The following is a 25,229-nucleotide window of genomic DNA, read 5'->3' on the forward strand; positions in this document are numbered from 1 at the left end:
CTTGCCAAACCGGCCCTAGGGCGACCGAAGGGTTTCGGGGATCGGCGCCGGTATGGCCGCCGCCTCTGCCACACAGAAAGCACTGACCGTCCGGTGGAAGCGAAAATGTGGTGGCCGCCGAGGCGCTTGACCCATAAACGCTGAGACCCTGTAAGGGGGGAACACGAAGGGGTCCGCGAAGACTCTCGGCAATTCTGGAGGGACGGCATGACACAGGCACATCAGATCACGCGACGCACCCTCATGGGCTCCGTCGCCGCGTTCGGCGCCGTAGCCGCCCTCCCCGCCTTTGCGAAGGATTTCGGTTCAGCGACCACTGTCGTCGCGACGTCCAACGGGCCGGTGCGTGGCCGGTTCGAAGCGGATGGCGTGCAGGCGTTCAAGGGCTTGCGCTATGCCGCACCGCCGCTCGGCCCGCTGCGGTTCCGCGCGCCACAGCCGTTGGCGAAATGGTCCGCGGTGGTCGATGCCGCCACGTTCGGCAATGCCGCGATCCAGAGCGCGGGCCAGCCCGACGCGCCGTTCGATGAGACCCAAAGCGAGGACTGCCTGTTCCTCAACGTGTGGACCGCAGGCGCCTTGACCGCGAAGCGGCCCGTGATGGTGTGGCTGCACGGCGGCGGATTTGCGAGCGGGGCGGCCGGTCGACCGACCTATTGGGGCGACCATTTCGCGCGCGACGGGGTCGTGCTGGTGTCGCTCAACCATCGCCTCAACGTGTTCGGCTTCACCCAATTGCCCGACAGCTGGGGCCCCGACTATGCGTCCTCGGGGCTGGCGGGAATGCTCGACATCGTCGCCGCGCTCGAGTGGGTCAAAACCAATATCGCGCAATTCGGCGGCGATCCCCACAATGTCACGATCTTCGGCGAAAGCGGCGGCGGCGCGAAGGTCTCGCTGCTGCTCGGCATGCCCGTCGCCAAGGGGCTGTACCACAAGGCGATCATCCAGAGCGGCGCGGCGCTCGATGCCGCCCCGCGCGCCTATGCCCAGGCGTTGGGCGGCGCGCTGACCGAGGAACTGGCCGTCATACCGGGCGACGTCGCCGCGCTCGCTGCGGTGGCCCCGCAGAAGGTCTTCGCCGCGCAGGATGCGGCGATGGCGAAGGTCAGCAAGCGTGCGTCGCACGGCTTCCTGATCGACGGCTTCGTGCCGAGCATCGACCGGCGCGCGCTTCCGCGCGGGCCGTTCAGCCCCGATGCGCAGGACATGGTCGCCGACGTCCCGCTGATCATCGGCACCAATCGCGACGAGGGCACGATGTTCGCGCTCGGCAATACGGCGCTCGCCAGCGAGACCGACGCGGGTTTCGAACAGTTCGTGAAAGAGAAATATGCTAAGCAGCCCAACAGGATCGCGGCGGCGCTGCGCGCGACCTACCCCGGCTACGCGCCGGGGGACCTGGTGACCGCCCTCAACGGCAACCAGATGTTCTGGGTCGATTCGATCAAGCTCGCCGAGCGCAAGCTGCGCCAGCGCGCGCCGGTGTGGATGTACCGGATGGACTGGGAAGCGCCGGCCGCCGGCGGTCGGCTCAAGGCCGGGCATGCGGTCGAGCTGTCCTTCGTCTTCGGCACCTATGCGAACGTTCCCGATTTCGTCGGGACCGGGCCCGGTCCGGCGCGGATGGCGGCGCAGATGCATCCCGCCTGGGTCGCATTCGCCAAGACCGGCAATCCGCAAACCGCCGCGACGCCCGCCTGGCCGCGCTACGACCTTGCCCGGCGCCAGACGATGATCTTCAATTTGGAGAGTCGCGTGGAGAGCGATCCGCACGCCGACCTCCGCAAACTGCTGGTCGCGTAACCGTCACGCGGCGCGCGGTATCGCACCGGCGCGCCGCGGAATCACCGCACCGTATCGTTCGCCATGATGGCGATACGATTGTCGCTCGCTGAGCCCAGCCAAAGGCTGTCGCCGACCTCGAGCGCCGTCGTCGCATCGGTAAAACCAGTGCCGTCGCCCCTCGCGAGTTCGACGACTTTCATGCGCTTCACGTCCAGCCGCGCGACGGTCCACGCCACGCGGCAGGGCGCGGGCTGGCAGGGCTCGAGAAAGTGGGCGAGGTCGCGTCGCTGGCCGGCGATCAGGATATTGCCGTTCGCGTCCCAGCGTAGATTGTCGGGCAGGAAATCAACCGGCACCGACGTGGTGCACATATGCTGGCCGCACCGACGCAGCCGGATAATGGCATGTCCGCCCCACGCCGCGACGAACATCGTGCCGCGCGGATCGACCAGAATGCCGTTGTCGCCCGCAAATTCAGTCTCGGGAACCGCGCGAATGCCCTGCCCCGGCGCCCAGCGATACACGCGCCCGGTCGGCCTGCCCGAGCGCATCTTTGGCCAGCGTTCGGGATCGGTACGGTCGAGCAGATTGGTGACGACAAAGCCGCCGTCGGGGGTTGCGGCGACGCTGTTCAGGAACAGCTTCGACGCAAAGGTCACACATCCGAGCCAGCGTAGCCCCACCCTGGCGCGCGTCGCCGAGATTTCGAACATCTCGACCGATTCGCGCACAGCATGATTGACGGCGTAAAGCGTCGGCTTTCCCTGCCGCCCCGGCCCGATCGCGAGACCGTGCGCGCCAAATTGGGTGGGCGGCGCCGGGCACTCCGCCGTCGCGCGATGGGCGGGCGCGGCGAGATCGACTGCGATCTGCTGAACCGACCGCGTCGTGACATCGATGGCGTAGAGCGGCGCGGGCTGCCCGCCGTTCGGCGAGACGATGAAGCTGCTCGCGATCACCCAGCGCGTGCCAGGCACGCGGACCAGATCCTCGGGATGGGTAATGCCGCAAACGAAGGTAAGCCCGTCGCGCGGCGCACACGCTGCGGGCGAGGCACGGCGTTCGTGCACGGGCGCGGGCTGCGCGCCGACGGACGCACCCGTCGCCATCGACAGCAAACCAATTCCGGCGATCGCCACAACGGTCGAGGCTCGGACGGCGTGTCCCATGGCGCTCTTCCTTCGATCCCGCGCGATTACGCTCGATGGCACAGCGCTATGGGTCCCTTGGATACTTTCGCGTGCAGCCAGTCGCTTCAGAAGGCCAATTCCGGTCGCCCACAAAGCGGATCGACCGGCGACCGCCCGGGAAAACCCGCTTCTCCCGTCAAGGCCGCGACCAGCGCCCGCTGCACGGGCTCGATCGCGCTATAGGCGTTGACGAAGGTGCCGATCCACGGCGCGTCGTACAGCAGATACGGATGGCCGAACGCCACCATCAGCGTGGGGATGCCGAGGTGCCGCCGCATCGCCTTCTTCGCCGAGCCGTGCAGCGACGCCCAGTCGATCTGCGCCGATGCAATCACCGGCGTCGCCTCGCGCCCGACGACGTAGAGCAGCAGGTCGCTATCCTCCCCCGTCGGCGGCTGATCGGGGTCATAGGCGCGCACGTCGAATCCGGCCCGGACCAGCGCATCGTGAAGCGGTGCGAACGAGCGGGGTGGAGCGCCATCGATGAAGACCGCCTGCTCGCGCTCGGCCGCAATGACGATCCGTCGATGGCGCACCGGCGACAGCGGCAGCAGGCCCGGCACGTCTTTGACGAGCGTCAGCGATTTCGCCGCGGCTTCATCGGCCGATGCCCGCGACCCAGCGCTGCGCAGCGAGACATCCGGCAAGCGATCGTCGATCTCGCTCCGGTGCAGACCCAACAGCGCCTTCAGCGACAACACGCGCGATACCGCTTCCTCGACACGCGCTTCGGACAGGCGACCGGTGCGCAATCCGTCGCGCATCAGCGCGACGTCGCCCACGGGATCGCGACTGAACAGCAGCATGTCGCAGCCATTCTCGATGATCGCCGGAACGGCTTCGGCGCGGTCCATCCAGCTGGTCAGCCCGCCCATCACGCTCGCGTCGCTGACGAGCAATCCGCGAAAGCCGAGCTCGCCGCGGAGCAGATCGATATTGAGCGCGGCGCTGACCGAAGCCGGCGCATAGGCGCTGCGATCCCGCACCGCGGCATAGGCCGGCAGCGCGATATGGCCCGCCATGATCGTCATCACGCCGCGCTCGATGAGTTCGTGATAGATGTGCCCGAAGCTGGCGCGCCAGGCGTCCATGTCGAGCGGGTTTACGGTGGTGAGCAGATGCTGGTCGCGGTCGTCAAAGCCCTCGCCGGGCCAGTGCTTGGCGCAGGCGGCGAGGCCCGCATCCTGCGTCGCGGCGATGTGCGCCGACGCATGGGCCAGGATGCGCGGTACGTCCGACCCGTAGGAGCGCGTGCCGACCACCGTGCTGCGGAATGCTGCATTGATATCCACCACCGGCGCAAACGACCAGTCGCAGCCGATCGCCCGCGCTTCCTCCGCAGCGATACGGGCGAGTTGGTAGGTCAGCGCGGGATCGTCCGCCGCCGCGATGCCGAGCTGGTTGGGCAGCGCCGTTGCGAAGCCGAAGCTGACCTCACCCCCCTCGATATCGCCGCTGAGCAGCGGCGGGATCGGCGATTGCTCGAGCAGCGCACGGGTGACGTCGCGCGCATGGGCCAGATCGGCGCCCGGAAAGCGATGGAAGGCACCCGCGCCAAGGCCGCGCACCGCCTCGATCGCTTCGGGATCGTCGTTCACCGCGAAATTGAACAATTGCCCGATCCGCGCCTCCGCACTCAGCGACGCGAGCGTCCGGTCGACCCACGCCTGTTCCTCCGTGGTCAGGTCACGCCAACGCGGCGCGGGAATGTGGGGGTCAAGCATGCAAAGTCTCTGCGTGTTCTGTCGCTTCGAGGCGGGCGAGCGAGGCGGGATGGCGCTTGAGCGCGACGGCGATGCACAGCAGCGCGAGCGGCGACGCGACGCCGGCGACGATCGCGATCGACTTGTACAGCGCCTGCGGATCGCCGAAGCCGCGATCGGTGATGAGCGCGATCGCCGTCGGCCCGATCCCCGCGCCGATCAGGTTAACGCCGAGCATGTAGCAGGCGGCGATCTGCGCGCGCATCCGATTGGGCGTGATCTCCTGCAGCGCCGCAAATCCCCCGCCGAACGGAAAACCGGCGAAAAAGACCATGAACGCGATCGTCACCAGCGCGGATTGGCCGGTCGGCATCAGCGGGAAGGCGATCGTCAGGGGGATCAGGATGACAAATCCGAACGTCGCCGCCAGCAGATTGGCGCGCACCAGCCCGCGGCGGCGCAGCGCGCTGGCGGCGAAGCCCCCCGCAAGCGTGCCCGCAGTGCCGCTGACCAGCATGACGAGACCGTAATTGAGCCCGATCTCGCTCGTCCCCCACCCGAACTTGCGCGCGAAGAAGGCGGGGATCCACGCCGCGCTGCCCTGCCCGACCAGAATCATCAGCGACAGGCCGAGGATGATGCCGACATAGCTGCCGAGCGAGCCACGGACATGCGCCCACATCGCACCCAGCGGCATCGTCGCGGACTGGCCCGCTACGCCGTGGCGCTTGGGCTCGCGGATCGTCAGCGCCAGCGACCCGAGCAGCACGCCCGGCGCGCCGACGATGAAGAACGTCGCCTGCCACGGCTGCACCACGCCGATGATCGGCAGATCGATCAGGACCAGCTTGGTGAGTTCGTAGATCACATAGCCGCCCAGAATCAGCGCCATGCCGTTGCCGAGATAGATGCCCATCGAGAAGATGCCGAGCGCGATCGGCAGCTTGTCCTTGCCGAAATAGTCGGCGAGGATCGATTGCGCGGACGGCGTCAGCCCGGCCTCGCCCGCGCCGACGCCGACGCGCGCAGCGAACAGCATGGCGGCCGAGCGCGCCACGCCGCAGATCATCGTCATGACACTCCACACCACGATCGAGCCGACGATGATGTTGCGCCGGTTCGATCGATCCGCGAGCCGCGCCATCGGCAATCCGATCAGCACGTAGAACAGGGAGAAGCTGAAGCCGTGCAGCAGGCTGATCGTCGTGTCGGAGATATGCAGGTCGTTCTTGATCGGCTGCACCAGCAGCGCCAGGACCTGCCGATCGACAAAGGCGAACGAATTCGCCAGCGTCAGTACGATCGCGACATACCAGGCGTAGCCCGCGCTGAAGGACGGCGCGTCACTCGTTTTCATGGCTTTACCTCGACGAGCACCCGGCGATAGCGCGTGATCGGCATCGTGCCGGAATCGGTCGCTTCGAGGATGAGATGATAGGTGATCGGGACCGAACCCTTGGGAACGGTGAAGGCCGCTTTCGCGTGCGTTGCATCGGCCACCGGCGACGCCGCCATCCAGGGGGACCCGGAAGGCTCGGGATACTGCCACCAGCGGTAGGACAGCGTATCGCCGTCGGGATCGCACGAGCCCGCCGCATCGAGCGCCACGGTTTCGCCCGGTCTGGCCGCCACGCGCACCGGCGCGAGGCCGCCCTGCCCGTTTACGCGGAGCACGGGTGCGTGATTGGCGCGCGTATAGTCCGGGGTCAGCGTCCAGCCGATCCGTGCCGCAAAATCGCGCTGGAACGCGTCGCGCCAGCGAAAGACGCCGGCCTGGTTGCTGCGATAGGAACGGCCGTCGGGGAATGTCACGGAATCGACCGCATCGGCGCGTGACCCGGCGCCGGGCTGGGCCTCGACATAGCGTCCACCCCAGCTGCCATAGTCTGGATGTTCGGTGTCACCCAGCCCGTTGGGCATGAGATACAGCAACGCGGGCGTATCGCCCTCCATGATATACGTCCGCTTGGGATAGACCGCGCCGAGCGGTCCGCGCTCGATATGCTCGGCGCGCCAGGCGTCGCTGACCATATCGGCATACGGCCATTTCGGTTCGCGGTTCAGATCCCCGGAAATGCCGTACCAGCTCGCCATCTGATACTGGTTCCAGCCATGCAGGCTGGCGATCCAGAACAGTTGCGGGAAGGTTCGGCGCAACCACGGCCCGGCATCGTCCTGGTCCGAGATCGAATAGACGCGCAGCTTTGCCAGAAACGCAGCGAGCTCGGGCTGCGTGCGCGTCGCCCGCACCGACCAGATCGCCTGGGCGAGATCGGCCGCGCCACCCCAGACCGAGATCTGCAACGGCCGCGCGTCGGCTTTGTCGACGGCCGCCACGATCAGCCGCGAGGCTTCGGTATCCTTCCCGTCGCCGACCCCGGCCATGCCATAGGCGGCGACACCGCTGCGGATCAGCCCGGCGAGCTTCGCTGCCTCCGGATAGCCGGATGCGTGCTGCTTCAGATTGGGCAGCGCTACGCGGTACGCCTTGACCCGCTCGGCAATCAACGCGGGCTGCACCGTGTTACGCTGCCAGACCGAGGTCGTCGCCACCAACCCTTCGATATCGAGATCGTTGGCATAGCTCAGCAACCGCACCATCGATTGCGAATCGTCGGGCTCGTTCCCGATGTCGCTCAACACGATCACGCGGGGTTTATGAAACGTCGGAGCGGCGCACCGAGCCGGCGCCGGTGCTGGCGTGGCGAGGGCGGCTGCGGCCAGGATCAGGAAGCTCATGCGATGCGTCACCCGGCGTGGAAGGAAGAGTCCGGAACCACCGCTGGCAGCCCCGGACAACTCGTCGTCAGAACTTCGCGCCGACGCGAATACCGCCGTAGCGATGCGCATCGCGGCTATACCAGCCGGTGATCGCCGCCTGATTGCCCCAGCGGCCGCTATAATCGGTGATGTTGGACACGTAGCTCTTGTTGGTCACATTGTTGACGAACGCGGTGATCGAATAGCGCCCGTTCTGATTGTTGAGCCCCGCCGACAGATTGAGGATGCCATAGCCGGCCTGCACCGCACGCGGGCTGTGGTTAGGATCGAAATTCGTCTTGCTCTGATAGTTGAACGTCGCGTTCAGATCGAGGCCCCAATCGGTGCTCAGATCCAGCGTCTTGTCGACGGCGGCATTGAATTTCCAGTGCGGCGACCGCGGCAGATCGACGCCCGACAGATCCTGCGACGACGCGCCGTTCACCGTCGTGCAGCCCTGCGCTGCCGTCTGGCCCGAATAGCAGACCGCGCCCTTGAAGTCGTTGAAGTGCGAATTGACGTACGCACCGCTGAACGTGATGTTCAGCCCTGCCGCGGGGCGCAGCGTGCCATCGACTTCGACACCGCGCGTGGTCGCCGCCGCCGCGTTGCGCACGTCGAAGGTCGTGGCGCCCAGCGGGTTGCTATAGTCGAGCGACTGTACCTGAAAATTGTTGTATTTGGTGTAGAACGCCGCGACGTTGAGCGTCAGGAAACGATCGAAGAAATCGCCCTTCATGCCGAGTTCGAAGCTGTTGACCTTCTCCCGGCCGACCGGCTTAAAGGTGTTGGTCGGGGTGACGGCGCCGTCCAGGTTCCAGATCTCGGGCTTGTAGCCGCGCGAATAGGTCGCATAGATGTTCGCGCGCCGACCGATCTGCTGCTTCAGCGTCGCGTCGCCGACCAGCGTGTTCTTGCTGCTGCTGTCGCTGCGCGTGAAGTCGATCAGGTTCGGGCCGTTCGGCTGGGCGATCTGCTTTTGATACGTGTAGGCAATCACGTCGCGGTTGATGCGCAGCCCGGTGATCAGCGTCGTGCCTTCGGTCAGCTTCCAATTGACGCGCGCATAGGCGGCATAGGTCTTGTTGTTCGGCGGGCGATAGGCCGAGAACAACAAGGGGTTGAAACCGAAGGTCTTGCGGTCGAACTGAAACCCCGATTTCTGCTGGTCGAAATACAGGCCTGCGATGAAGCGCGCGATCCCCAGATCGGGCGACGCGACCTTGAATTCCTGGCTGTAGCCCGAAATGTCCAGGTCCGAGGTCTGGATGTTGTTGAACGTGTTGGTGCCGCCCGAGACGACCTTCACGAAATCCGCCGCTTCGATGTACAGATCCTGGCGGTAAAAGCGCTTCTCGGCCTGGTGCGCGGTGATCGAGCTGAGCGTGAAGTCGCCGACCCGCCAGTCGACCGTCATACTGTACAGCTGGTCCTTCACGTCCTGCCCGGGGGTGGTGATCGTCGCATAATCGGTGTTCCCACGCTGCGCGGTAATGCCGGGCAGCGCCGCCGATTGCGCGATGATCCCGCGGAACTGTGCGGTCGGCGCCACGCCGATATAGGCCTGGAACGCGCCGTCATCCTTTGTGTGGACGTAGGTGGCGGCCAGCGTGATGTCGAGATTGTCGGTCGGCTGCAGCAGCAGCTTGCCGCGCACACCCTCGGAGGCAGAGGTATCGTGCTTGCCGGTGGTCAGGTTGCGCGTGAGGAACGTCGTCTTGCCGGCAAAACCGGACAGCGCGAACGACACGCCCTTGGTGATCGGGCCGGTGATGAAACCGGATCCGCGATATTCGTTGTCCGTGGTCGCGGTCGCGGAGACATTGCCCTCGAGACGGTTGGCGTTCGGCTTTCTGGTGACGATGTTGATGACGCCGATCGAGGCGCTACGGCCGCCGAGCGTGGACTGCGGCCCGCGCAGCACTTCGACATTCTGGACGTCGGAAAGCTGCTTGGCGGCAAACGATTCGGGCGCGATCGTGACGCCGTCGACCATCACCGCCACGCCGCTCGGCGTACCGATGCTGAGCACGTCGGTGCTGACGCCGCGGATCGCGAAGCTGGGGCGCAGCGTCGAGTTCGACGGCAGCGCGGTCAGCGAGGGAACGGTCTTGCCCATGTCGTCGAGCGTGGTGACGCCGGACTTCCGCAAGCTGTCGGAGGTGACGACCGCGACCGAGACCGGCGATTCACGCAGCGACGTGGTCTGCTTCTGAGCGGTGACGACGATGTCGTCGCCTTGCGTTTCGACCTGCGCCTCGACCGCGGCCGTCGTGGGCGCAGCGACATTGGGGCCAGTCGTATCAGCTGCGCCGAGCGGCGTGGTCTGTGCAAACGCGGGCGAAGCGAGGCCCAGCAGAAGGGCCGGCGCACTGACCATCACGGTCGAAATCGTCTTCTTCATCAGTCATCCTCCGGAAGAGAGCGGGCCTGCCAGCCCGTCGAGCAAAACCGAAACTCCCGTCCGGCTTGGTTTAGCGTTAATCTTAGCAGCTCCGTTATGTCAATCGCAGCCCGACAGATTGTCGATAATGTGGTTTTTGAGTAACACTCGGCCACTCCCGAGGTCGCGCAAGCTCATATTCCTTCGGCGGAGCGACAGAGGATACCGCTAAACCGCCAGCAAGCTCGTTTGCGGGCGAGGTCGCATCAGCCCCGTCTGGCGCAAGACGAGGCGGCCGAGCACATACGCTCGGCCACTCACGGCAGGCGCGCAGTCGACTCCCGCTCGATGAGTTCATACGGCAGATATTCGGCCTGAGGCAGCGTCGTGTCTGCGTTCGCAGTTCGGAGACCCTGCAGAACCAAGGTCGCCGCGCGCGCGGCGATCCGCGCGACGGGTTGGCGCATCGTCGTCAGCGGTGGCCAGATCTTCACCGCGATCGGACTATCGTCGAAGCCCGCGACCGACAGATCCTCGGGCACGCGGATGCCGCGACGATGCGCGAGCGACACGACCGCCGCCGCCATGTCGTCATTGCTCGCGAAAATCGCCGTCGGCCGTTCGGCGAGCCCCAACAGATGCTCGGCAGCCACCAGCCCGGATTCGAAGGTCAGGTCGCCATAGGCCGCCAGATCACGATTCCAGCTCAACCCCGCTTCTTCGAGCGCGGCGCGATAGCCGGCCTGCCGGGTGTGGCTGATGATATGCGTTTCCGATGCGCGGATGAAGCCGACCCGCCGGTGCCCCAGGCCAATCAGGAACCGCGTCATGTCGCGCGCCGCCGCGAAATCGTCGATGCCGACCGAGGGCATGTTGGGTAAGGCGTCGCCCGGCGACATCGCCATCAGTGGTACCTGCGTAGTGCTGACGAACCCACTGCGGCTGATCGCCTCGCAATACGGCGGCGCGATCAGGATCGCACTGACACCGCTGGCGGCGAGCCGCTCGATCTCGTCGAGGATCTCGTCAGACCGGTCCACCGGCACGCGCCGCAACAGCACCTGCGCACCAAGTGCGGTGGTCGCATCCAGCACCCCGACGAGAATCGAACTGAGAAAGGCGCTTTCGGTTGTGCTGCATAGCAAGCCGAGCCGGATATTGCCCGCGCTCGCCAGCGCCTGGGCAGCGACGTTGGGCGTGTAGCCGAGCTCCTGCACCGCCGCGAGCACTGCCTCGCGCGTCGTTTCGCGGACCTTTCGCCGGCCACTGACGACGTTTGAGACCGTCATCGCCGATACGCCGGCGCGTTCGGCGACCGCCTGGATATTGACGCCCTGGTTGGCGCGCCGTGATGCTCGTGCCATGCGGACTCTCGTTCCCTCCGCGGGCCACAGGGGGATAGTCATCGTGGCCGCCTGCATCCCCATATAAGGCATCGCGAAACTTGACAGCCATTTCGCGAGATGATTTAGCGATAAACAAGATTTCTAGCCCGCAATTGCCGGGACATAAGAAACACTGGAGAGCAAGCGTGGCGCATTCGATGCAGAATCTCCGCGCATGAGCCGGCCGTTGCGCATGGCGCTGATCGGCGGTGGGCTTGGCTCGTTCATCGGCAAGATTCATCAGATGGGCGCCGCGCTCGGCGCCGGTATCGATCTCGTCGCCGGCAGCTTCAGCAGCGATCCGGAGCGCAGCCGCGCCGCCGGTGCCAGCTACGGGGTTACGACCGACCGTTGCTATGCCGATCACGACGCGCTGTTCGCTGGCGAGGCCGCACGCGACGACGGGATCGACCTCGTCGCGATCGCCACGCCGAACCATCTCCACCTTCCCGCGGCGCTCGCGGCGATCAAGGCCGGCGTCCACATCATGTCCGACAAGCCGGCGACCGCGACGCTCGCCGAAGCGCTCGACCTGCAAGCCGCATTGCGGCAGGGCACATCGCTCTATGCGCTGAGCTACAGCTATTCCGGCTATCCGATGGTCCGCGAAGCGCGCGCCCGCGTCGCCGCCGGTGAGATCGGCACCGTCCGCAAAGTCGTCGTCACCTATCAGCAGGGCTGGCTCTCGGCACCCCTGGAACAGAACAATGCGCGCGCCGCCTGGCGAACCGACCGTTCCAAGTCGGGCGTCGGTGGCGCGAGCGCGGACATTGGCGTGCACGCATTTCACCTCGCCGAATATGTCAGCGGCCAGCGTGTGGCGGAGCTGCTCGGCGACGCCCGCGGGCTGGTTTCGGGCCGCGCGCTCGACGACGATTGCAACGCGTTACTGCATTTCGACAACGGCGCCTCTGGCGTGCTGGTCGTGTCGCAGATCGCGTTCGGCGAACGCAACGGCCTGTCGATTCAGGTGTTCGGCGACGCGGGTGCGCTGCACTGGGCGTTCGACACCGCCGATGTGCTGACGATGATCAACGGCGACGGTAGCACCGTGATCCTTCGCCCCATGTCTCCGGGCCTGCTCAGCAGCACGCCGCTCGCGCCCGGCCTCGGCAACGGGCTGATCGTACCGTTCGCCGTGCTCTATCGCGATTTCGCCGCGGCGATCGGCGGCGACATGACCCGAATCGGCAGCGTTCTGCCCGGCATCGACGAAGGCGTACGCAGCATGCGCTTCATCGAACGGGTCGTGGACAGCAGCGCGAACCCCAGTGGCTGGACGACGCTCGCCTGAACTACCGACATCGGAGAAGATCATGACGGACAGGCTGACGATCGGATTCCTCGGCGGTGGCCCAGTGACGCAGGCGATCCATCTGCCGGCGCTCGCCACGATGGGGGATCGCTGGCGCGTCGCCAAGGTGATGGACATCGATCCCGTCACCGCGGCGGCGGTCGCCGATCGCTGCGGCGCGCAAGGCGTCACCAGCGCCAAGGCCGTCATCGACGATCCGGCGATCCATGTCGTCGCGGTGTGCAGCCCGAACGGCTTCCATGCCGAGCAGGTGATCGCTGCCTGCCGCGCTGGCAAGAAGGCGGTGTTGTGCGAAAAGCCGCTCGCCGTCTCCCGCGAGGAAGGCGCGCAGATCCTGGCGGTCGCGCGCGAAACCGGCACCGCGATCATGGTCGGGACGATGCATCTCTACGATCCCGGCTTCCGCGCCGGGCTCGACGCGTGGACCGCGACGGGCGACACCGTGCAATCGGTCAAATCGCGCATCTTTCTGCCCGCCAATGCGATCTTCACCGACTACGCCACGCAGGACGTGCCCTCGGACAAGCCGCCCGCCGGCCCGCCGCCCCCCGCCCCCAATCCGGTGCGGCTGCGCAACACGATCCTCGGCCTCGCGATCCACCACGTGCCGCTCGTGCGCGCCTTCTTCCCCGATGTCGGCCAGGTCCTGTCGGCGCGCCACGTCCCCGGCTTCGGCTATACGATGTTCCTCGCCGACGGCGCGAGGTCGGCAGATCTGCAGGCATTCATGCCGGGCAATTGGCCGCCCGCCTGGACCTTCGCGGTACAAGGCGCCGACCATCGGCTCGAGGTGGATTTCCCGCCATCCTATGTGATGGCGGGTTCCGGCAGCGCTACGATCGCCGACCGATCGGGCACGCGCGGCTTCGTCTATGACGAGAATGGCTACCAGGCGCAGTGGCGCAACCTGCACGACGTGCTGACCGGCAAGGCCGCCCCGCTCGCCTCGCTCGAGGATGCCGTCGCCGATCTCGAATTCGCGCTCGACCTGGTCGACCGCGCCGTCGCCTGCCTGGAGGCCACCGCATGACGCTCAAGACCGTCTCGATCGTCGGCAGCGGCCCGGATGCGCAGACGCAGCGCGCGATCCTCGCAACGCTTCCGAATGCATACCGCATGGTCGATGGCGAAGCTGATGTAGTGCTCGTCTCGGGCAAAGACGGGAATGCCGATGCAGCGCTGGATCGTGCGGCGCGCGGGTCCAAGACGGTGTTCGTGACGTCGCCCAGCTTCCTTGACGCCGCGCAGCTGACGCGGCTCGACGATCCGGCGTGGCGTGTCGCGATCGCGCTTGCGTACGGGGCTGCGTCGTTCGCCACGCACCTCGCGCATGACGAGCCGCCGGCGATCCTCGATTTCAGCGCGACCGTAGCGAATGCCGGCATTGACGATCTCCGCGAGGCGCTGCTCGCGCAGCTAGCGCTGAGCCGGGTGATCATGGGGGAGCCCGCCAAAGTTCGGACGTTGCTGAATTCGCCCGCGACCCTTGTTCTCGAGCTGTCGGCCCCATCCGGGCTCGCGTGGCGCCTGTCGGCGCATCGCGGTCTTCGCAACAGCCTCGCGATCGACCGGGTCGCGCGCGGCGTGCGCCACCACGTCGCCATCGCCTCCGGCGCACACGCACGCCCGGCCACCGTCAGCACCTACACTTCAGACGGATCCGCCACCGCCTGGCCAATGTACCAGGATCATTATCGCAGCATGTGGGCCGCGCTTGCGGGGATTGGCAAGGTCGCGCCCTATACCTTGGCGATGCTGGCGCACGATGTGGCGGCATTGCCTGGAACCAGAACGATTCTGCCAAAGCCAGGCGGTAGTCAAACCATAGCATCAGAGTTCGAGGCAACGCGAAATTTATAAAGGACGATCTTTGTGGGCGGCCCCCTGCGTTGCAGGGTCAATTGGATTTCTGACGCCGGTGAAGACCAGCTGGCCCGGTCGTTGGCCCCCACTCTCTTCACCAGGCTGTGACACTTCGGACCGACAGCAGCTAGGGCTGCATACTCATCCGCTCAACACGCCTGCCGTCCGATCCAGGCGGCGACCCCGTCCAAAGTCCTAAACTCATCGACACTGCGCGCGTCCAGAGCGGGGTACGCCCCGCGCGCCATGTCGGCGATCGCGCTGCCCGGGCCGAGCTCGAGGACCTGGCGGACGCCGCGCTCCACCAGCGCTTCGAGCGTAGCCGCCCAGTCGATCGTCGTGGCGATCTGTGCGGCAAGACCCGGCACGCCGCGCATACCGCTGACGATCGATGCGTCGGCCGCGCCGATCAGCGTGACGCCGGGATACGGCCGTCGGGGCGCCGACGCATCGAGCGCAGCGCGAAACGGCGGTACCGCGCCCGACAATCGCGGCGTGTGCGAGGCGATATTCACCGCGATCGGACGGGCCGCCACCGCCCCCTCGTCGAGCGCCGCCGCGCAGCAGCGCGCGACCTGCGCGCGCGCGCCGCCGATCACGAAGAGCAGCGCCGGATTGATGATCGCAACCGCACACTCGAACCGCGCGACCAGCGCATCGACGCGCTCGCGCGCAAGCCCGCGGACGAAACCGAGCCCGTCCTCTGCGCCGCTCGCCGCGTCCATCGCCTCGGCGCGGGCCGCGGTCAGCCTGAGCGTCTGCTCGGGTGTCCAGACCCCCGCCACGCCCCACGCCGCCATTTCACCGACGCTATAACCTGCGACGAGGTAAGGCCTGGGGGGCGCCAAGCACGCCGCTGCGACCAAGGCGCGCGCGACGCACAGGATCTGGCTGGTGCGATTGGCATAGAGCTCCGCCTCAGATGCGTCGCGCAGGAGCGCCCCCACCTCCTGCCCGAGCAACGCGCCAGCTTCGGCGAGGATCGGCGCCGCCGCGGGCTGGCCGGCGAACAGGTCGAACATCCCCCGATCCTGCCGCCCCTGCCCCGAGCACAGCAAGGCGAGCGTCATGCCGCGAGCGCCTCGGCGAACAGCGCCATCGCCAGCAAGTCCGCGCAGCCTCCCGGGCTCAACCGCCGCGCCGTAAACGCCGCGTGGATCGCGATCGCACGCGGGCGCCAGTTCGCCGCCGCCACGCTTCCCGCAGCAAGGAACGCGCGCGCCTCTGCCTGCGCGAAGGCGAGCCCCTCGGCTCCGCCGCGATACAGCAGGTTGGTATCGGCCACGCCGACGATCAGCGCCATCAGCGCGTGGACGCGCCGCGCTTCCTCCCCCGCAGCAAGGCATCGCCCCTCGATCAGCGCAGGCAACGCGATGCGGTACAGCGACGGAAAACCGGCCGCGGCCTCCGCCCGGGCGCCCCCGGTCGCATGGCGACGCGCGACTGTGCTGCCGTGACTGTGCAACGCGACCGGACCGCGCAAAATCTCGGCACCCCAGCGATGCGCGACGATCGCACCTAAAGTCTGCGGCACCGCATAGCGCGCGCGGAACCCCGCGGCGGCGCAGAGCAGGCCCATCCCGAAGATCGCGCCGCGATGCGTGTTGATCCCGCCGGTCGCCGCCATCATCGCGGCTTCCGCCGCAATGCCGATCGCGCGCAGCCGGTCCATCCCTGCCCCTGCGGCCCCCGCCTCCGCCAGAGCCGTCAGGAACGGCGCCAGCGCGTCGGCACTGCGATCCATCAGCGCCGCATCCATGTCGTCGTGCGCGCCGCTGTCGACCGGGCTGACCAGGCCGGGCTTGGGATAGGTGGCGATCTCGAGCTTGAGACAGGCGGCGGCGGTGCGCCCGATCTTGGCGCTCGTCGCAACCGGCGCGGCGCGGACGAGCGCGCTCACGCGAACACCGCCGCGCGCGCGATCAAGCGGTTGCCGTCGCTGGCCTTCGCCAGCAGTTCGGGCGCGTCGGACGCCCATTCGCGCCACTGAATCGCGAACCCCGTCGGGGTGACGAACTCGCCATCCAGGCGCATCGGCGCCGCCGCATCGATGTGCGCCAGGGCCCCCAGACGCGCCGCCTCCGCCGCGTTCGCCACCGGCCACACGAGATCGAGGTCCGACGTAGCCGACAGATAGGGCAACCCCGTCAGATAGCCCCACGCGAGACTGCCGAAGCAGCGCGTCTCGGGCGCGAGCGTAAGGATTGCGGCGATGGTGGGCTGCCAGGACGCCGGGGCGCTCTGCAGCGCATCGGCAAGCAAGGGCGGCGGCGTGTCCGAGACGATCGCCTCAGGCGCGACAGCGAACGCCAGGCGCTGCTTGCCGAGCGACGGCGGCAGCGGCAGGCCCAGCGGGACCAGCCCTGCCCCATCGCCACACGCCGCGCGCCGCGCGACGAGCGGACGCCCCGCATCGACCCACCCGCTGATTTCGGAGATGCCTCGCGCTGCCGGATGCGACGCGAGGATCTCCGGCCAGCGCGCCGGGTCGAGCTGGACCATGCGATGCCGCTCGAGCTGCATCAGCGTTGCGCGGTTGCGAGGATCTCATCGGCGATCGCAGCCGCCTTGGGCCGCCCGCCGCGCGCTGCGCCGACCGTCGCGCGATCGTCCCCGCTCCGCGAATGCGCTAGCAGCGCGGTGAGCTGGTCACCCAGGCTCCGCCCAACGTCCCACACTTCGGCAATCCCGCCGACGCGGACGAGATTGTCGAGCCCCGGCGCGAAGACTGGGGTCGCCTTGGCCTTTTCCTCGAGCAGTTCGATCGGCAGCTTGGTGACCCGCGCCATCGACGGCAGGTCCATCACTTCGGGATGCGCGCCGGGAAGCGCCACCAGCGTCCCGCAGGCAAGCGCGGTCGCGATGAACGCACCCGCCGCGCTGCCGCCGTAGAGCAGCCCGATCGTGCGATGCCCCTGCGCCTCGGCCAGCAGCAGCGTTTTGGCCAGATGCGCGAGATATTCGCTGAGGCCGAGCAATTCGTCGCGCCGGCTCATCCGCTGGCTCGCGGTATCGACCAGGAACAGGAGCGGCGCGGCATCGTCGGAACCCGCGACTTCGAGCACACGCGCGGACAGGCGGATCGCCTGATCGATCCCGATCGGCGCGCCGCCGGTGGCGCCGATGACATGGACCATGCCGTCCCCCAGCGTCGCGCGGCCGAACAGCAGATCGCCTTCGCTCGTCACGGCATGGCCGGCGGGGAACAGCGAATCGAGGATCTCAGCGGGCGTCATCGGCGCTCTCCCGGTACTGGGCGGCAAGGTCTGCGAAGCCGGCGGCGGGCATGTCGGGGATCGCCTGCGGATCCGCGATGCCGAGGCCGCGCCAGATATCGGTCGCGTCTGGCGCATCGCCGAACCGCGCGATGCGCCGCTCCAGCCGCGCCTGTTCGGCCGAAAGCATCGCCGCATCGAGCCCGGCCGGCCGCGCGAGGGCGGCACGCGCCGCTTCGCGAAACGCCGTGGCGTCGTCATCGACGAACACGTCCGCGCCGCCAATCAGCGTGCGATGCTTGCCCCCCATCGTCCGCCAGACGAAGCCGCGATCGCGCGAATCGAATTCCTCGACGCCCTTGTTGGTCTCGATCACTTCGGGGCCGCTGACGCTGATGCGCCCCTGTTCCGACACGATCAGCGTCGAACAGCACCCCGCGATCAGCCCGCCGCCGCCATAGCAGCCGGCGCGCCCGCCGATCAGCCCGACGACGCGCGCCCCCGCCATCCGCGCCTCGGCCACCGCGCGCATGATCTCGGCGATCGCGATCTCGCCGGCATTGGCCTCCTGCAACCGGACGCCGCCGGTATCGAACGCGATCACGACGTCGCGCCCGAGCGCCTTGGCGGCGCGGAGCAGCCCGGTCAGCTTGGCGCCGTGCACTTCGCCGAACGCGCCGCCCATGAAGCGGCCCTCCTGCGCAGCGACCAGCACCGGCGTGCCGTCGATCGCCGCGGCGCCGACCACGATGCCGTCGTCGAACTGCGCGGGCAGGTCGAAGATGCTCAGATGCGGGCTGATCTCGCGGCGTTCGGGGCCGATGAACTCGGCGAAGCTCGCGGCATCGACCAGCGCGGCGATCCGCTCGCGTGCGCCGGCCTCATACCAGCTTTGGCGGACGTTGCTCATGCCTCGGGCTCCTCGATCATCCGCACGCCTTGCGCCAGACGCAGCGACACCGTGTCGGGCCGCGCGCCGCCATCGTTGATCGCGATCCGCAAGCCCCCCGCCGCACGCCGCGCGACGAAATCGGCGGTCACCGCATCCCACAGATCGCGAAAGCCATGCGCCGCGGTGGTGACCTCGATGACGCACCGGTCGCTCACGTCGCTGCGTTCGAGCAGCACCTCGAGATTGCCCGAGGCGACGACGCCGACCAGCGCCATCGCGCGCGTGCCGGTCGCCGGCGTCGGCGCGGCGATATCGAAATGGAGAATTTCCATGGAAGCGTCTCCTTACCAGTTCCGGAACCGGCTCGGCGGCCGGTACAGCCCGCCCGACGCGAGCATGAGATCCTTGATCGAGCGCGCCGCCAGCATGTTGCGGTTCGCGTCGAGCGGATCGATGCCGAGATCCTCGGGCCGCTGGATGATTTTCCGCGCGCGCAGGCGCTCGACCATCGCCGTGTCGCGACCGCGACCGATCTCGGTGAACCCGGCGACTCCGCGGATCGCCTGTTCGCGCTCGTCCGCAGTGCGGCAAAGCAGCAGGTTGGCGATGCCCTCCTCGGTGACGATGTGCGTGGTGTCGTCGGCATAGACCATGATCGGCGCCAGATCGAGATCGAGCTTCTCCGCCAGTTCGAGCGCGCCGAGCTTCTCGACGAACAGCGGGGCATTGCCCTCGCCGAAGGTCTCGCCGATCTGCACGACGAGTTTCCGTCCGCGCCGCAATGGCGCCGCGGTGTCGGGATCGGCCTCCGCGCCCGCCTGCAACCACGGTGCGCTCGGATGGCGCCGACCGCGCGCGTCCGAGCCCATATTGGGCGCGCCGCCAAAGCCCGCGATGCGGTTCGCGGTAATTGTCGAGCTGTGCCCCGCCAGATCGATCTGCAGCGTCGAGCCGATGAACATGTCGCAGGCATACAGCCCGGCGGTCTGGCTGAACGCGCGGTTCGACCGCAGCGAACCGTCGGGGCCGGTGAAGAAGATGTCGGGCCGCGCCGCCAGATAATCCTCCATCCCGACCTCGGACCCGAAGCAGTGGACCTGCTCGACCCAGCCCGCCTCGATCGCGGGGATCAGCGTCGGGTGCGGGTTGAGCGCCCAATGCGTGCAGATCTTGCCCTTCAGGCCGAGCTTCTCGCCATAGGTCGGCAGCAGCAGTTCGATCGCCGCGGTGTTGAAGCCGATGCCGTGGTTGAGGCGGCGCACGCCGTACGGTTCGTACAGCCCCTTGATCGCCAGCATCGCGGTCAGGATCTGCGTTTCGGTCATCGCGGCGGGGTCGCGCGTGAACAGCGGCTCGACATAGAAGGGCCGCCCGGCATCGAGCACGAAATGGACCTGGTCGCCCGGGATATCGACGCGCGGCAGCGTATCGACGATCTCGCCGACCTGCGCGATCACCAGCCCGCTGCCGAAGCTCGTCGCCTCGACCACGGTCGGCGTGTCCTCGGTATTGGGGCCGGTATAGAGATTGCCGTGGCGATCCGCGCTCACCGCCGCGATCAGCGCGACCTGCGGCGTCAGGTCGACGAAATAGCGCGCGAACAGCTCGAGATAGGTGTGGATCGCGCCGAGCTCGATCTTGCCGCCGAACAGCATCTTCGCGATCCGCGCCGATTGCGGCCCCGAATAGGAAAAATCGAGCCGCTTCGCGATGCCGGTTTCGAAGATGTCGAGATGTTCGGGCAGCACGACGCCCGACTGCACCATGTGGAGATCATGGATCCGCGCCGGATCCACCGCGGCAAGCCCGCGCGCGAGCACGTCGGCCTGTTTCTGATTGTCGCCCTCGATGCAGACGCGGTCGCTCGGCCGCAGCACGGCCTCGAGGAAATCGACGAGTCGCGCGGGATCGATCGTCTTGCCCGTGGCGAAGGCGCCGCCGGCCGCGATCCGCTCCTCGCGCAGCGTTTTGCGCGTATTCCATTGCCGCATAGCATCGTCTCCTGACGCTCATTTTCGGAGCCCCTTGTATTCCCTATTGCCCTGAATGCAAGCCTGTGCATACTTAAAGGCAGAAACGGCGACAGACCGAATACATTGAGAGGATCTACGATGGCCGTCCTGCTACCCTCCTCCCGCTTCGCAACGGATCCCCGCGCATGATCGCCGGCGTTGCCCTGCTCGCGATCTGCACGCTGATCGGTCAGCTGCTCGGCGAATGGCTCGGCGTCCTGCTGGGCGTGAAGGCCAATGTCGGCGGCGTCGGTATCGCGATGATCCTGCTGATCGTCGCCCGGATGTGGCTGAAGAGCCGCGGACGGTATCAGGAGGGCGTGTCGCGCGGGATCGGCTTCTGGGCCGCGCTCTATATCCCGATCGTCGTCGCGATGGCGGCGCAACAGGATGTCGTCGCCGCGGTTGAAGGCGGGCCGGTCGTCCTGATCGCCGGCGTCGGTGCGCTGCTGGTCTGCTTCAGCGCGGTCGCGCTGATCAGCCGGCTGTCGGGCACATCGGAGACGATGGACGAGATCGAGGCACGCGAAGCCCGCGAGGCCGAGCGTGCCGCGCTCGCGGCCAACCCCATCGTCCACCCCGCCCCCCACCCCGCCCCGCAGCGCTGAGGATCAAGACATGGACATGATCACCAAGGTCCTCACCGCCAATGCGCTGGTCACCGCGTTCGCGGTCATCGGGATCGTCATGTGGCTGTCGAACCAGCTCTCGGCCAAGCTCACCATGGGCCGCGTCCATGGCTCGGCGATCGCGATCCTGATCGGCCTCGCGCTCGCTTTCTGGGGCGGCCTGGCGACGGGCGGGCACAAGGGTCTGGCGGATCTGCCGATGCTCGCCGGGATCGGCCTGATGGGCGGCGCGATGCTGCGCGACTTCGCGATCGTCGCGACGGCGTGCGAGGTCGATGTCGCGCAGGCGAAGAAGGCCGGCCTGATCGGCGTGGTCGCGTTGCTGCTCGGCACGCTCTTGCCCTTCATCGTCGGCGCGGTCGTCGCGGCGGCGTTCGGCTATACCGACGCCGTCTCGATGACGACGATCGGCGCGGGCGCGGTGACCTATATCGTCGGCCCGGTGACGGGCGCAGCAATCGGTGCGTCGTCGCCGGTGATCGCGCTGTCGATCGCGACCGGCGTGTTCAAGGCGGTGATGGTGATGGTCGGCACGCCGCTCGTCGCGGGGCTGATCGGGCTCAACAACCCGCGCAGCGCGATGGTGTTCGGCGGCTTGATGGGCACCGTCAGCGGCGTGTCGGGCGGGCTCGCGGCGACCGACCGCCGGCTGGTGCCGTACGGCGCGCTGACCGCGACCTTCCATACCGGACTCGGCTGCCTGATCGCCCCGTCGCTGCTATACCTCATCGTCCGTGCGATCGTAGGAGGCTGAGCATGGCTGACACCGACCTCGACGATACCGGATTGCTCTCCGACCGGATCCGCAACGCGCTGACCGACGCGATTTCGTCGGGCGAGCTCGCGCCCGGCACGATGCTCGACGAGCAGCAGCTCGCCGCCCGCTACGGGGCGTCCCGCACCCCGGTGCGCGAGGCGCTGCGCCAGCTCGCGACCAGCGGGATGGTCGAAGTCCGCCCGCGCCGCGGGGTCATCGTCCGCCACGTCACATCGGACGAGGTGATGGACATGTTCGAGACGATGGCCGAGCTGGAGGCGACGTGCGTCCGGCTCGCGACCTACCGCATCACCCCGCTCGAGCGCAGCCGGTTGCTGCGCATCCACGAAGCCAGCGAAGCCGCGGTCGAAACCGGCGATGTCGATGGGTATGATGCGCTCAACCGCGAGTTCCACGAAGCGATCTACCGCGCCGCGCATAACGACTTCCTCGCCGAACAGACGATGGCGGTGCGCACCCGGCTCAACGCCTTCCGCCGCATACAGCTGCGCCAGGCGCGCCGGCTGTCGGTCTCGCGCGCCGAGCATGACGCGGTGATGCGCGCGATCGCGCAAGGCGATGGCGACGAAGCCGCGCGCCGGATGCGCGCGCACATGCTGAACGCCGCCAGCGCGCTCGACAGCTATATCGCGCAGCAGGATCTCGCGCTCGGCACCCCTGCCCCTTTTGCAAAGCCCTGAGGACGTTTCATGACCGTTGCAGACCTGACCATCGATCCATCCTGCCGCGCCGCCTTGCATGCGCGGTCGCTCGCCGACCCCGACGGGTTCTGGCTCGAGCAGGCGCAGCGGCTCGACTGGATCACCGCGCCGACCAAGGCGGGCGACTGGTCGTTTGCCGAGAGCGATTTCCACGTGCGCTGGTTCGACGATGGCGTGCTCAATGTCTCGGCGAACTGCATCGACCGCCATCTGGCGACCCGCGGCGACCAGGTCGCGCTGATCTGGGAGGCCGACGACCCCGCCGAGGAGCCGCGGCGCTACACCTATGCGGCGTTGCACGAAGAGGTCTGCCGCTTCGCCAACGTGCTGAAAAGCCGCGGTGTCGCCAAGGGCGATCGGGTCACCATCTACATGCCGATGATCCCCGAAGCGGCGTTCGCATTGCTCGCCTGCGCGCGGATCGGGGCGGTGCATTCGGTGGTGTTCGGCGGATTCTCGGCCGATGCGCTCGCCGGCCGGATGGAAGATTGCGGATCGAGCATCGTCATCACCGCCGACGAGGGCCGGCGCGGCGGCAAGGCCGTCCCGCTCAAAGCCTGTGTCGACGAGGCCGCACGGATCTTCACCGGGATCGAGACCGTCGTCGTCGTCCGCGCCACCGGCACCGCCGTCGCAATGCAGGAGGGCCGCGACGTCTGGTATGACGCGGTCGCCGCAACCGTCTCAGCGCAGTGCGACCCCGAGCCGATGGCGGCGGAGGACCCGCTGTTCATCCTCTACACCAGCGGGTCGACCGGCAAGCCGAAGGGCGTCGTGCACACCACCGCGGGCTATCTGCTGTGGGCAGCGCTCACCCACGCGACGGTGTTCGACTATCGCGCCCCCGAAGTCTATTGGTGCGCCGCCGATGTCGGCTGGGTCACGGGGCACAGCTATATCGTCTACGGTCCGCTCGCCAACGGTGCGACGACGCTGATGTACGAGGGCGTGCCCAACTGGCCGACCGCGTCGCGCATTTGGGAAATCGTCGATCGCCACCAGGTCGCCACGCTCTACACCGCCCCCACCGCTTTGCGCGCGCTGATGAAGGAGGGCGATGGCTATGTCACCGCGACCAGCCGCGCCTCGCTGCGCGTGCTCGGCAGCGTCGGCGAGCCGATCAATCCCGAGGCGTGGCGCTGGTATCACGACGTCGTCGGCGAGGGCCGCTGCCCGGTGATGGACACGTGGTGGCAGACCGAGACCGGCGGCCATATGATAACGCCGACGCCGGGCCTGCCGCTGAAGCCGGGTTCGGCCACCCTCCCCTTTTTCGGGATCGCGCCGCAGCTGCTCGATGCCGATGGCAAGACGCTGGAGGGCGCGGCCGAGGGCAATCTCGTCATCGCCGCAAGCTGGCCCGGCCAGATGCGCGGCGTGTGGGGCGACGAGCAGCGCCATTTCGAGACCTATTTCCGCACCTTCCCCGGGGTCTACACGACCGGCGACGGCGCCCGGCGCGACGCCGACGGCTATTACTGGATCACCGGCCGGGTCGACGACGTGATCAACGTCAGCGGCCACCGCATGGGCACCGCCGAGGTCGAAAGTGCGCTCGTGCTGCATGATGCGGTCGCCGAGGCCGCAGTCGTCGGCATGCCGCATGACGTGAAGGGCCAGGGCATCTACGCCTATGTCACGGTCAACGCCGATGTCGAGGCCGACGCGGCGCTCGCGAAAACGCTACGCGACTGGGTCCGCCACGAAATCGGCCCGATCGCGACCCCCGATGCGATCCAGTTCGCGCCGGGCCTGCCCAAGACGCGCAGCGGCAAGATCATGCGCCGGATCCTCCGCAAGATCGCCGAGGGTGACGTGTCGAGCCTCGGCGACACGTCGACGCTCGCCGATCCCGATGTCGTGACCGATCTGGTGCGCAACAGAGTCTGCTAAGCTTATACCTTGTTGCTGAGCGCCCGTGGTTCTGCGAGCTCACCCCGTGTCTACGCGGAGGATGTCCCTCGCAGTTGCACGGGCGTGGAACACGATCGCGCCGGTAGGCAGCACCCTCATGATCGTCGTGAAGCAATCATGTTTCATCGGCGTCTCTTCGAACCCGCTTTTTGCGTCGCCTCCGGCCCTTCCCAACTTCCGTGATTCTTTCAGGTCGACCAGAAGATCGGTTTAGATGCCGGCGCTTTGCCCCCTAAACGGCGATAACTGGTGGTTAGCTACCGTTCGGGCGGGCAGGAACGTAAACCGCTTCTGAAGAAGGGACACTCTGCAAGTCCCAGCCGAACGTGGCAGCGGCGTCCTTAGCCGCTATTCGTATCTGCTCCCAGAACGGGTGCTCGCGGACAGCCGTCTCATTCCAAAACGCGGCATGTTGCTCTCCAATCTTCGACAAGATCAGCGCGTCCAGCGCATCGATTGCGCCCCGCTGTTGCTCGGAAAACTGCCCTTCGTGGCCGACCATTTCATAAAGCCCATCTTCGAAATCGAGAGCCAACTCGTCGGCCTTGCGAACGAAGTCTGGGAAGAGAGAAAGCTGGATGTCAGCGGGCTGCGCCAGCGCTATGACCGCTCGCTGTAGCTGGTTGCGCACCGCTCTCTCCCATCACCCGCTGCGATCATAACAGTTGGGGTAGACGTCCGCTATTGGTCGCCTGCGGCCT

Annotated in this window: 22 protein-coding genes; 8 read left to right on the top strand and 14 right to left on the bottom strand. The window is 67.4% G+C overall.

The annotated features are described in order from the left end of the window. Positions 1–207: 207 nt before the first annotated feature. Complete coding sequence (locus tag EAH76_RS08045; protein ID WP_140849726.1) at positions 208–1,806, top strand: carboxylesterase/lipase family protein; 1,599 nt, start codon at positions 208–210, stop codon at positions 1,804–1,806. Between the two features lie 41 nt (positions 1,807–1,847). Here EAH76_RS08045 and EAH76_RS08050 read toward each other — a convergent pair whose 3' ends face one another. The 6 genes from EAH76_RS08050 to EAH76_RS08075 form a co-directional block, all read right to left on the bottom strand. After that, on the bottom strand, positions 1,848–2,957 hold the full coding sequence (locus tag EAH76_RS08050) for a hypothetical protein (RefSeq protein ID WP_140849727.1): 1,110 nt from the start codon (positions 2,955–2,957) through the stop codon (positions 1,848–1,850). Between the two features lie 86 nt (positions 2,958–3,043). Continuing rightward, positions 3,044–4,702: a glycoside hydrolase family 3 protein gene (locus tag EAH76_RS08055; RefSeq protein WP_140849728.1), complete on the bottom strand. Its 1,659-nt coding sequence runs from the start codon at positions 4,700–4,702 to the stop codon at positions 3,044–3,046. Beyond that, on the bottom strand, positions 4,695–6,038 hold the full coding sequence (locus tag EAH76_RS08060; protein ID WP_140849729.1) for a spinster family MFS transporter: 1,344 nt from the start codon (positions 6,036–6,038) through the stop codon (positions 4,695–4,697). Before EAH76_RS08060 ends, EAH76_RS08055 begins: the two co-directional genes overlap by 8 nt. Next, a complete protein-coding gene (locus tag EAH76_RS08065) occupies positions 6,035–7,330 on the bottom strand; it encodes a DUF1593 domain-containing protein (protein ID WP_206667851.1) in 1,296 nt (431 codons plus the stop codon). The genes EAH76_RS08060 and EAH76_RS08065 overlap by 4 nt, the downstream gene beginning before the upstream one ends. A 157-nt stretch (positions 7,331–7,487) precedes the next feature. Beyond that, on the bottom strand, positions 7,488–9,845 hold the full coding sequence (locus EAH76_RS08070) for a TonB-dependent receptor (RefSeq protein WP_140849731.1): 2,358 nt from the start codon (positions 9,843–9,845) through the stop codon (positions 7,488–7,490). 296 nt (positions 9,846–10,141) lie between these two features. Beyond that, positions 10,142–11,188, bottom strand: a complete 1,047-nt coding sequence (locus tag EAH76_RS08075) for a LacI family DNA-binding transcriptional regulator (protein ID WP_161988994.1) — start codon at positions 11,186–11,188, stop codon at positions 10,142–10,144. Between the two features lie 196 nt (positions 11,189–11,384). Between EAH76_RS08075 and EAH76_RS08080 the strand changes: the two genes are divergently transcribed. Genes EAH76_RS08080 through EAH76_RS08090 form a run of 3 tightly spaced genes read left to right on the top strand, consistent with a single transcriptional unit; the run spans position 11,385 to position 14,384 of the window. Then, positions 11,385–12,503 (top strand): Gfo/Idh/MocA family protein, encoded by a 1,119-nt coding sequence (locus EAH76_RS08080; protein WP_161988995.1) that lies wholly within the window; start codon positions 11,385–11,387, stop codon positions 12,501–12,503. Between the two features lie 22 nt (positions 12,504–12,525). Then, positions 12,526–13,554, top strand: a complete 1,029-nt coding sequence (locus EAH76_RS08085; RefSeq protein ID WP_140849733.1) for a Gfo/Idh/MocA family protein — start codon at positions 12,526–12,528, stop codon at positions 13,552–13,554. After that, entirely contained in the window at positions 13,551–14,384 is an 834-nt protein-coding gene (locus EAH76_RS08090) for a hypothetical protein (protein ID WP_140849734.1), read from the top strand. Before EAH76_RS08085 ends, EAH76_RS08090 begins: the two co-directional genes overlap by 4 nt. A 152-nt stretch (positions 14,385–14,536) precedes the next feature. On the opposite strand, the gene EAH76_RS08095 is transcribed toward EAH76_RS08090, so the two are convergent. From EAH76_RS08095 to mdcA, 7 genes are read right to left on the bottom strand one after another with little or no spacing between them, the layout of a single operon-like run. Next, a complete protein-coding gene (locus tag EAH76_RS08095) occupies positions 14,537–15,457 on the bottom strand; it encodes an acyltransferase domain-containing protein (protein WP_140849735.1) in 921 nt (306 codons plus the stop codon). After that, positions 15,454–16,287: a triphosphoribosyl-dephospho-CoA synthase MdcB gene (mdcB, locus tag EAH76_RS08100; protein ID WP_241659601.1), complete on the bottom strand. Its 834-nt coding sequence runs from the start codon at positions 16,285–16,287 to the stop codon at positions 15,454–15,456. Before mdcB ends, EAH76_RS08095 begins: the two co-directional genes overlap by 4 nt. Beyond that, entirely contained in the window at positions 16,284–16,889 is a 606-nt protein-coding gene (mdcG, locus tag EAH76_RS08105) for a malonate decarboxylase holo-[acyl-carrier-protein] synthase (RefSeq protein WP_206667853.1), read from the bottom strand. Before mdcG ends, mdcB begins: the two co-directional genes overlap by 4 nt. A gap of 20 nt (positions 16,890–16,909) precedes the next feature. Continuing rightward, a complete protein-coding gene (locus tag EAH76_RS08110) occupies positions 16,910–17,623 on the bottom strand; it encodes a biotin-independent malonate decarboxylase subunit gamma (protein ID WP_140849738.1) in 714 nt (237 codons plus the stop codon). Beyond that, positions 17,610–18,512 (bottom strand): biotin-independent malonate decarboxylase subunit beta, encoded by a 903-nt coding sequence (locus tag EAH76_RS08115; protein ID WP_140849739.1) that lies wholly within the window; start codon positions 18,510–18,512, stop codon positions 17,610–17,612. Before EAH76_RS08115 ends, EAH76_RS08110 begins: the two co-directional genes overlap by 14 nt. Beyond that, complete coding sequence (gene mdcC, locus EAH76_RS08120) at positions 18,509–18,826, bottom strand: malonate decarboxylase acyl carrier protein (RefSeq protein WP_140849740.1); 318 nt, start codon at positions 18,824–18,826, stop codon at positions 18,509–18,511. Before mdcC ends, EAH76_RS08115 begins: the two co-directional genes overlap by 4 nt. A 12-nt stretch (positions 18,827–18,838) precedes the next feature. Beyond that, positions 18,839–20,485, bottom strand: coding sequence for a malonate decarboxylase subunit alpha (gene mdcA, locus EAH76_RS08125; protein ID WP_140849741.1), 1,647 nt, complete (start codon positions 20,483–20,485; stop codon positions 18,839–18,841). 167 nt (positions 20,486–20,652) lie between these two features. Here mdcA and madL point away from each other — a divergent pair, with 167 nt between their 5' ends. From madL to acs, 4 genes are read left to right on the top strand one after another with little or no spacing between them, the layout of a single operon-like run. After that, positions 20,653–21,114 (top strand): malonate transporter subunit MadL, encoded by a 462-nt coding sequence (gene madL, locus EAH76_RS08130; protein WP_140849742.1) that lies wholly within the window; start codon positions 20,653–20,655, stop codon positions 21,112–21,114. A gap of 10 nt (positions 21,115–21,124) precedes the next feature. Then, positions 21,125–21,889 carry a malonate transporter subunit MadM gene (gene madM / locus EAH76_RS08135; protein ID WP_140849743.1) on the top strand — a complete coding sequence of 255 codons (765 nt, stop codon included), beginning with the start codon at positions 21,125–21,127 and terminating at the stop codon, positions 21,887–21,889. A 2-nt stretch (positions 21,890–21,891) separates the two neighbouring features. Then, positions 21,892–22,593, top strand: a complete 702-nt coding sequence (locus EAH76_RS08140; RefSeq protein ID WP_140849744.1) for a GntR family transcriptional regulator — start codon at positions 21,892–21,894, stop codon at positions 22,591–22,593. 9 nt (positions 22,594–22,602) lie between these two features. After that, positions 22,603–24,507, top strand: coding sequence for an acetate--CoA ligase (gene acs / locus EAH76_RS08145; RefSeq protein WP_140849745.1), 1,905 nt, complete (start codon positions 22,603–22,605; stop codon positions 24,505–24,507). Positions 24,508–24,781: 274 nt separating this feature from the next. Here acs and EAH76_RS08150 read toward each other — a convergent pair whose 3' ends face one another. Further along, positions 24,782–25,159 carry a hypothetical protein gene (locus EAH76_RS08150; protein WP_140849746.1) on the bottom strand — a complete coding sequence of 126 codons (378 nt, stop codon included), beginning with the start codon at positions 25,157–25,159 and terminating at the stop codon, positions 24,782–24,784. Positions 25,160–25,229: the final 70 nt, after the last annotated feature.

The sequence above is a fragment of the Sphingomonas glacialis genome, from assembly GCF_006439055.1.
Classification (GTDB): Bacteria; Pseudomonadota; Alphaproteobacteria; order Sphingomonadales; family Sphingomonadaceae; genus Sphingomonas; species Sphingomonas glacialis_A.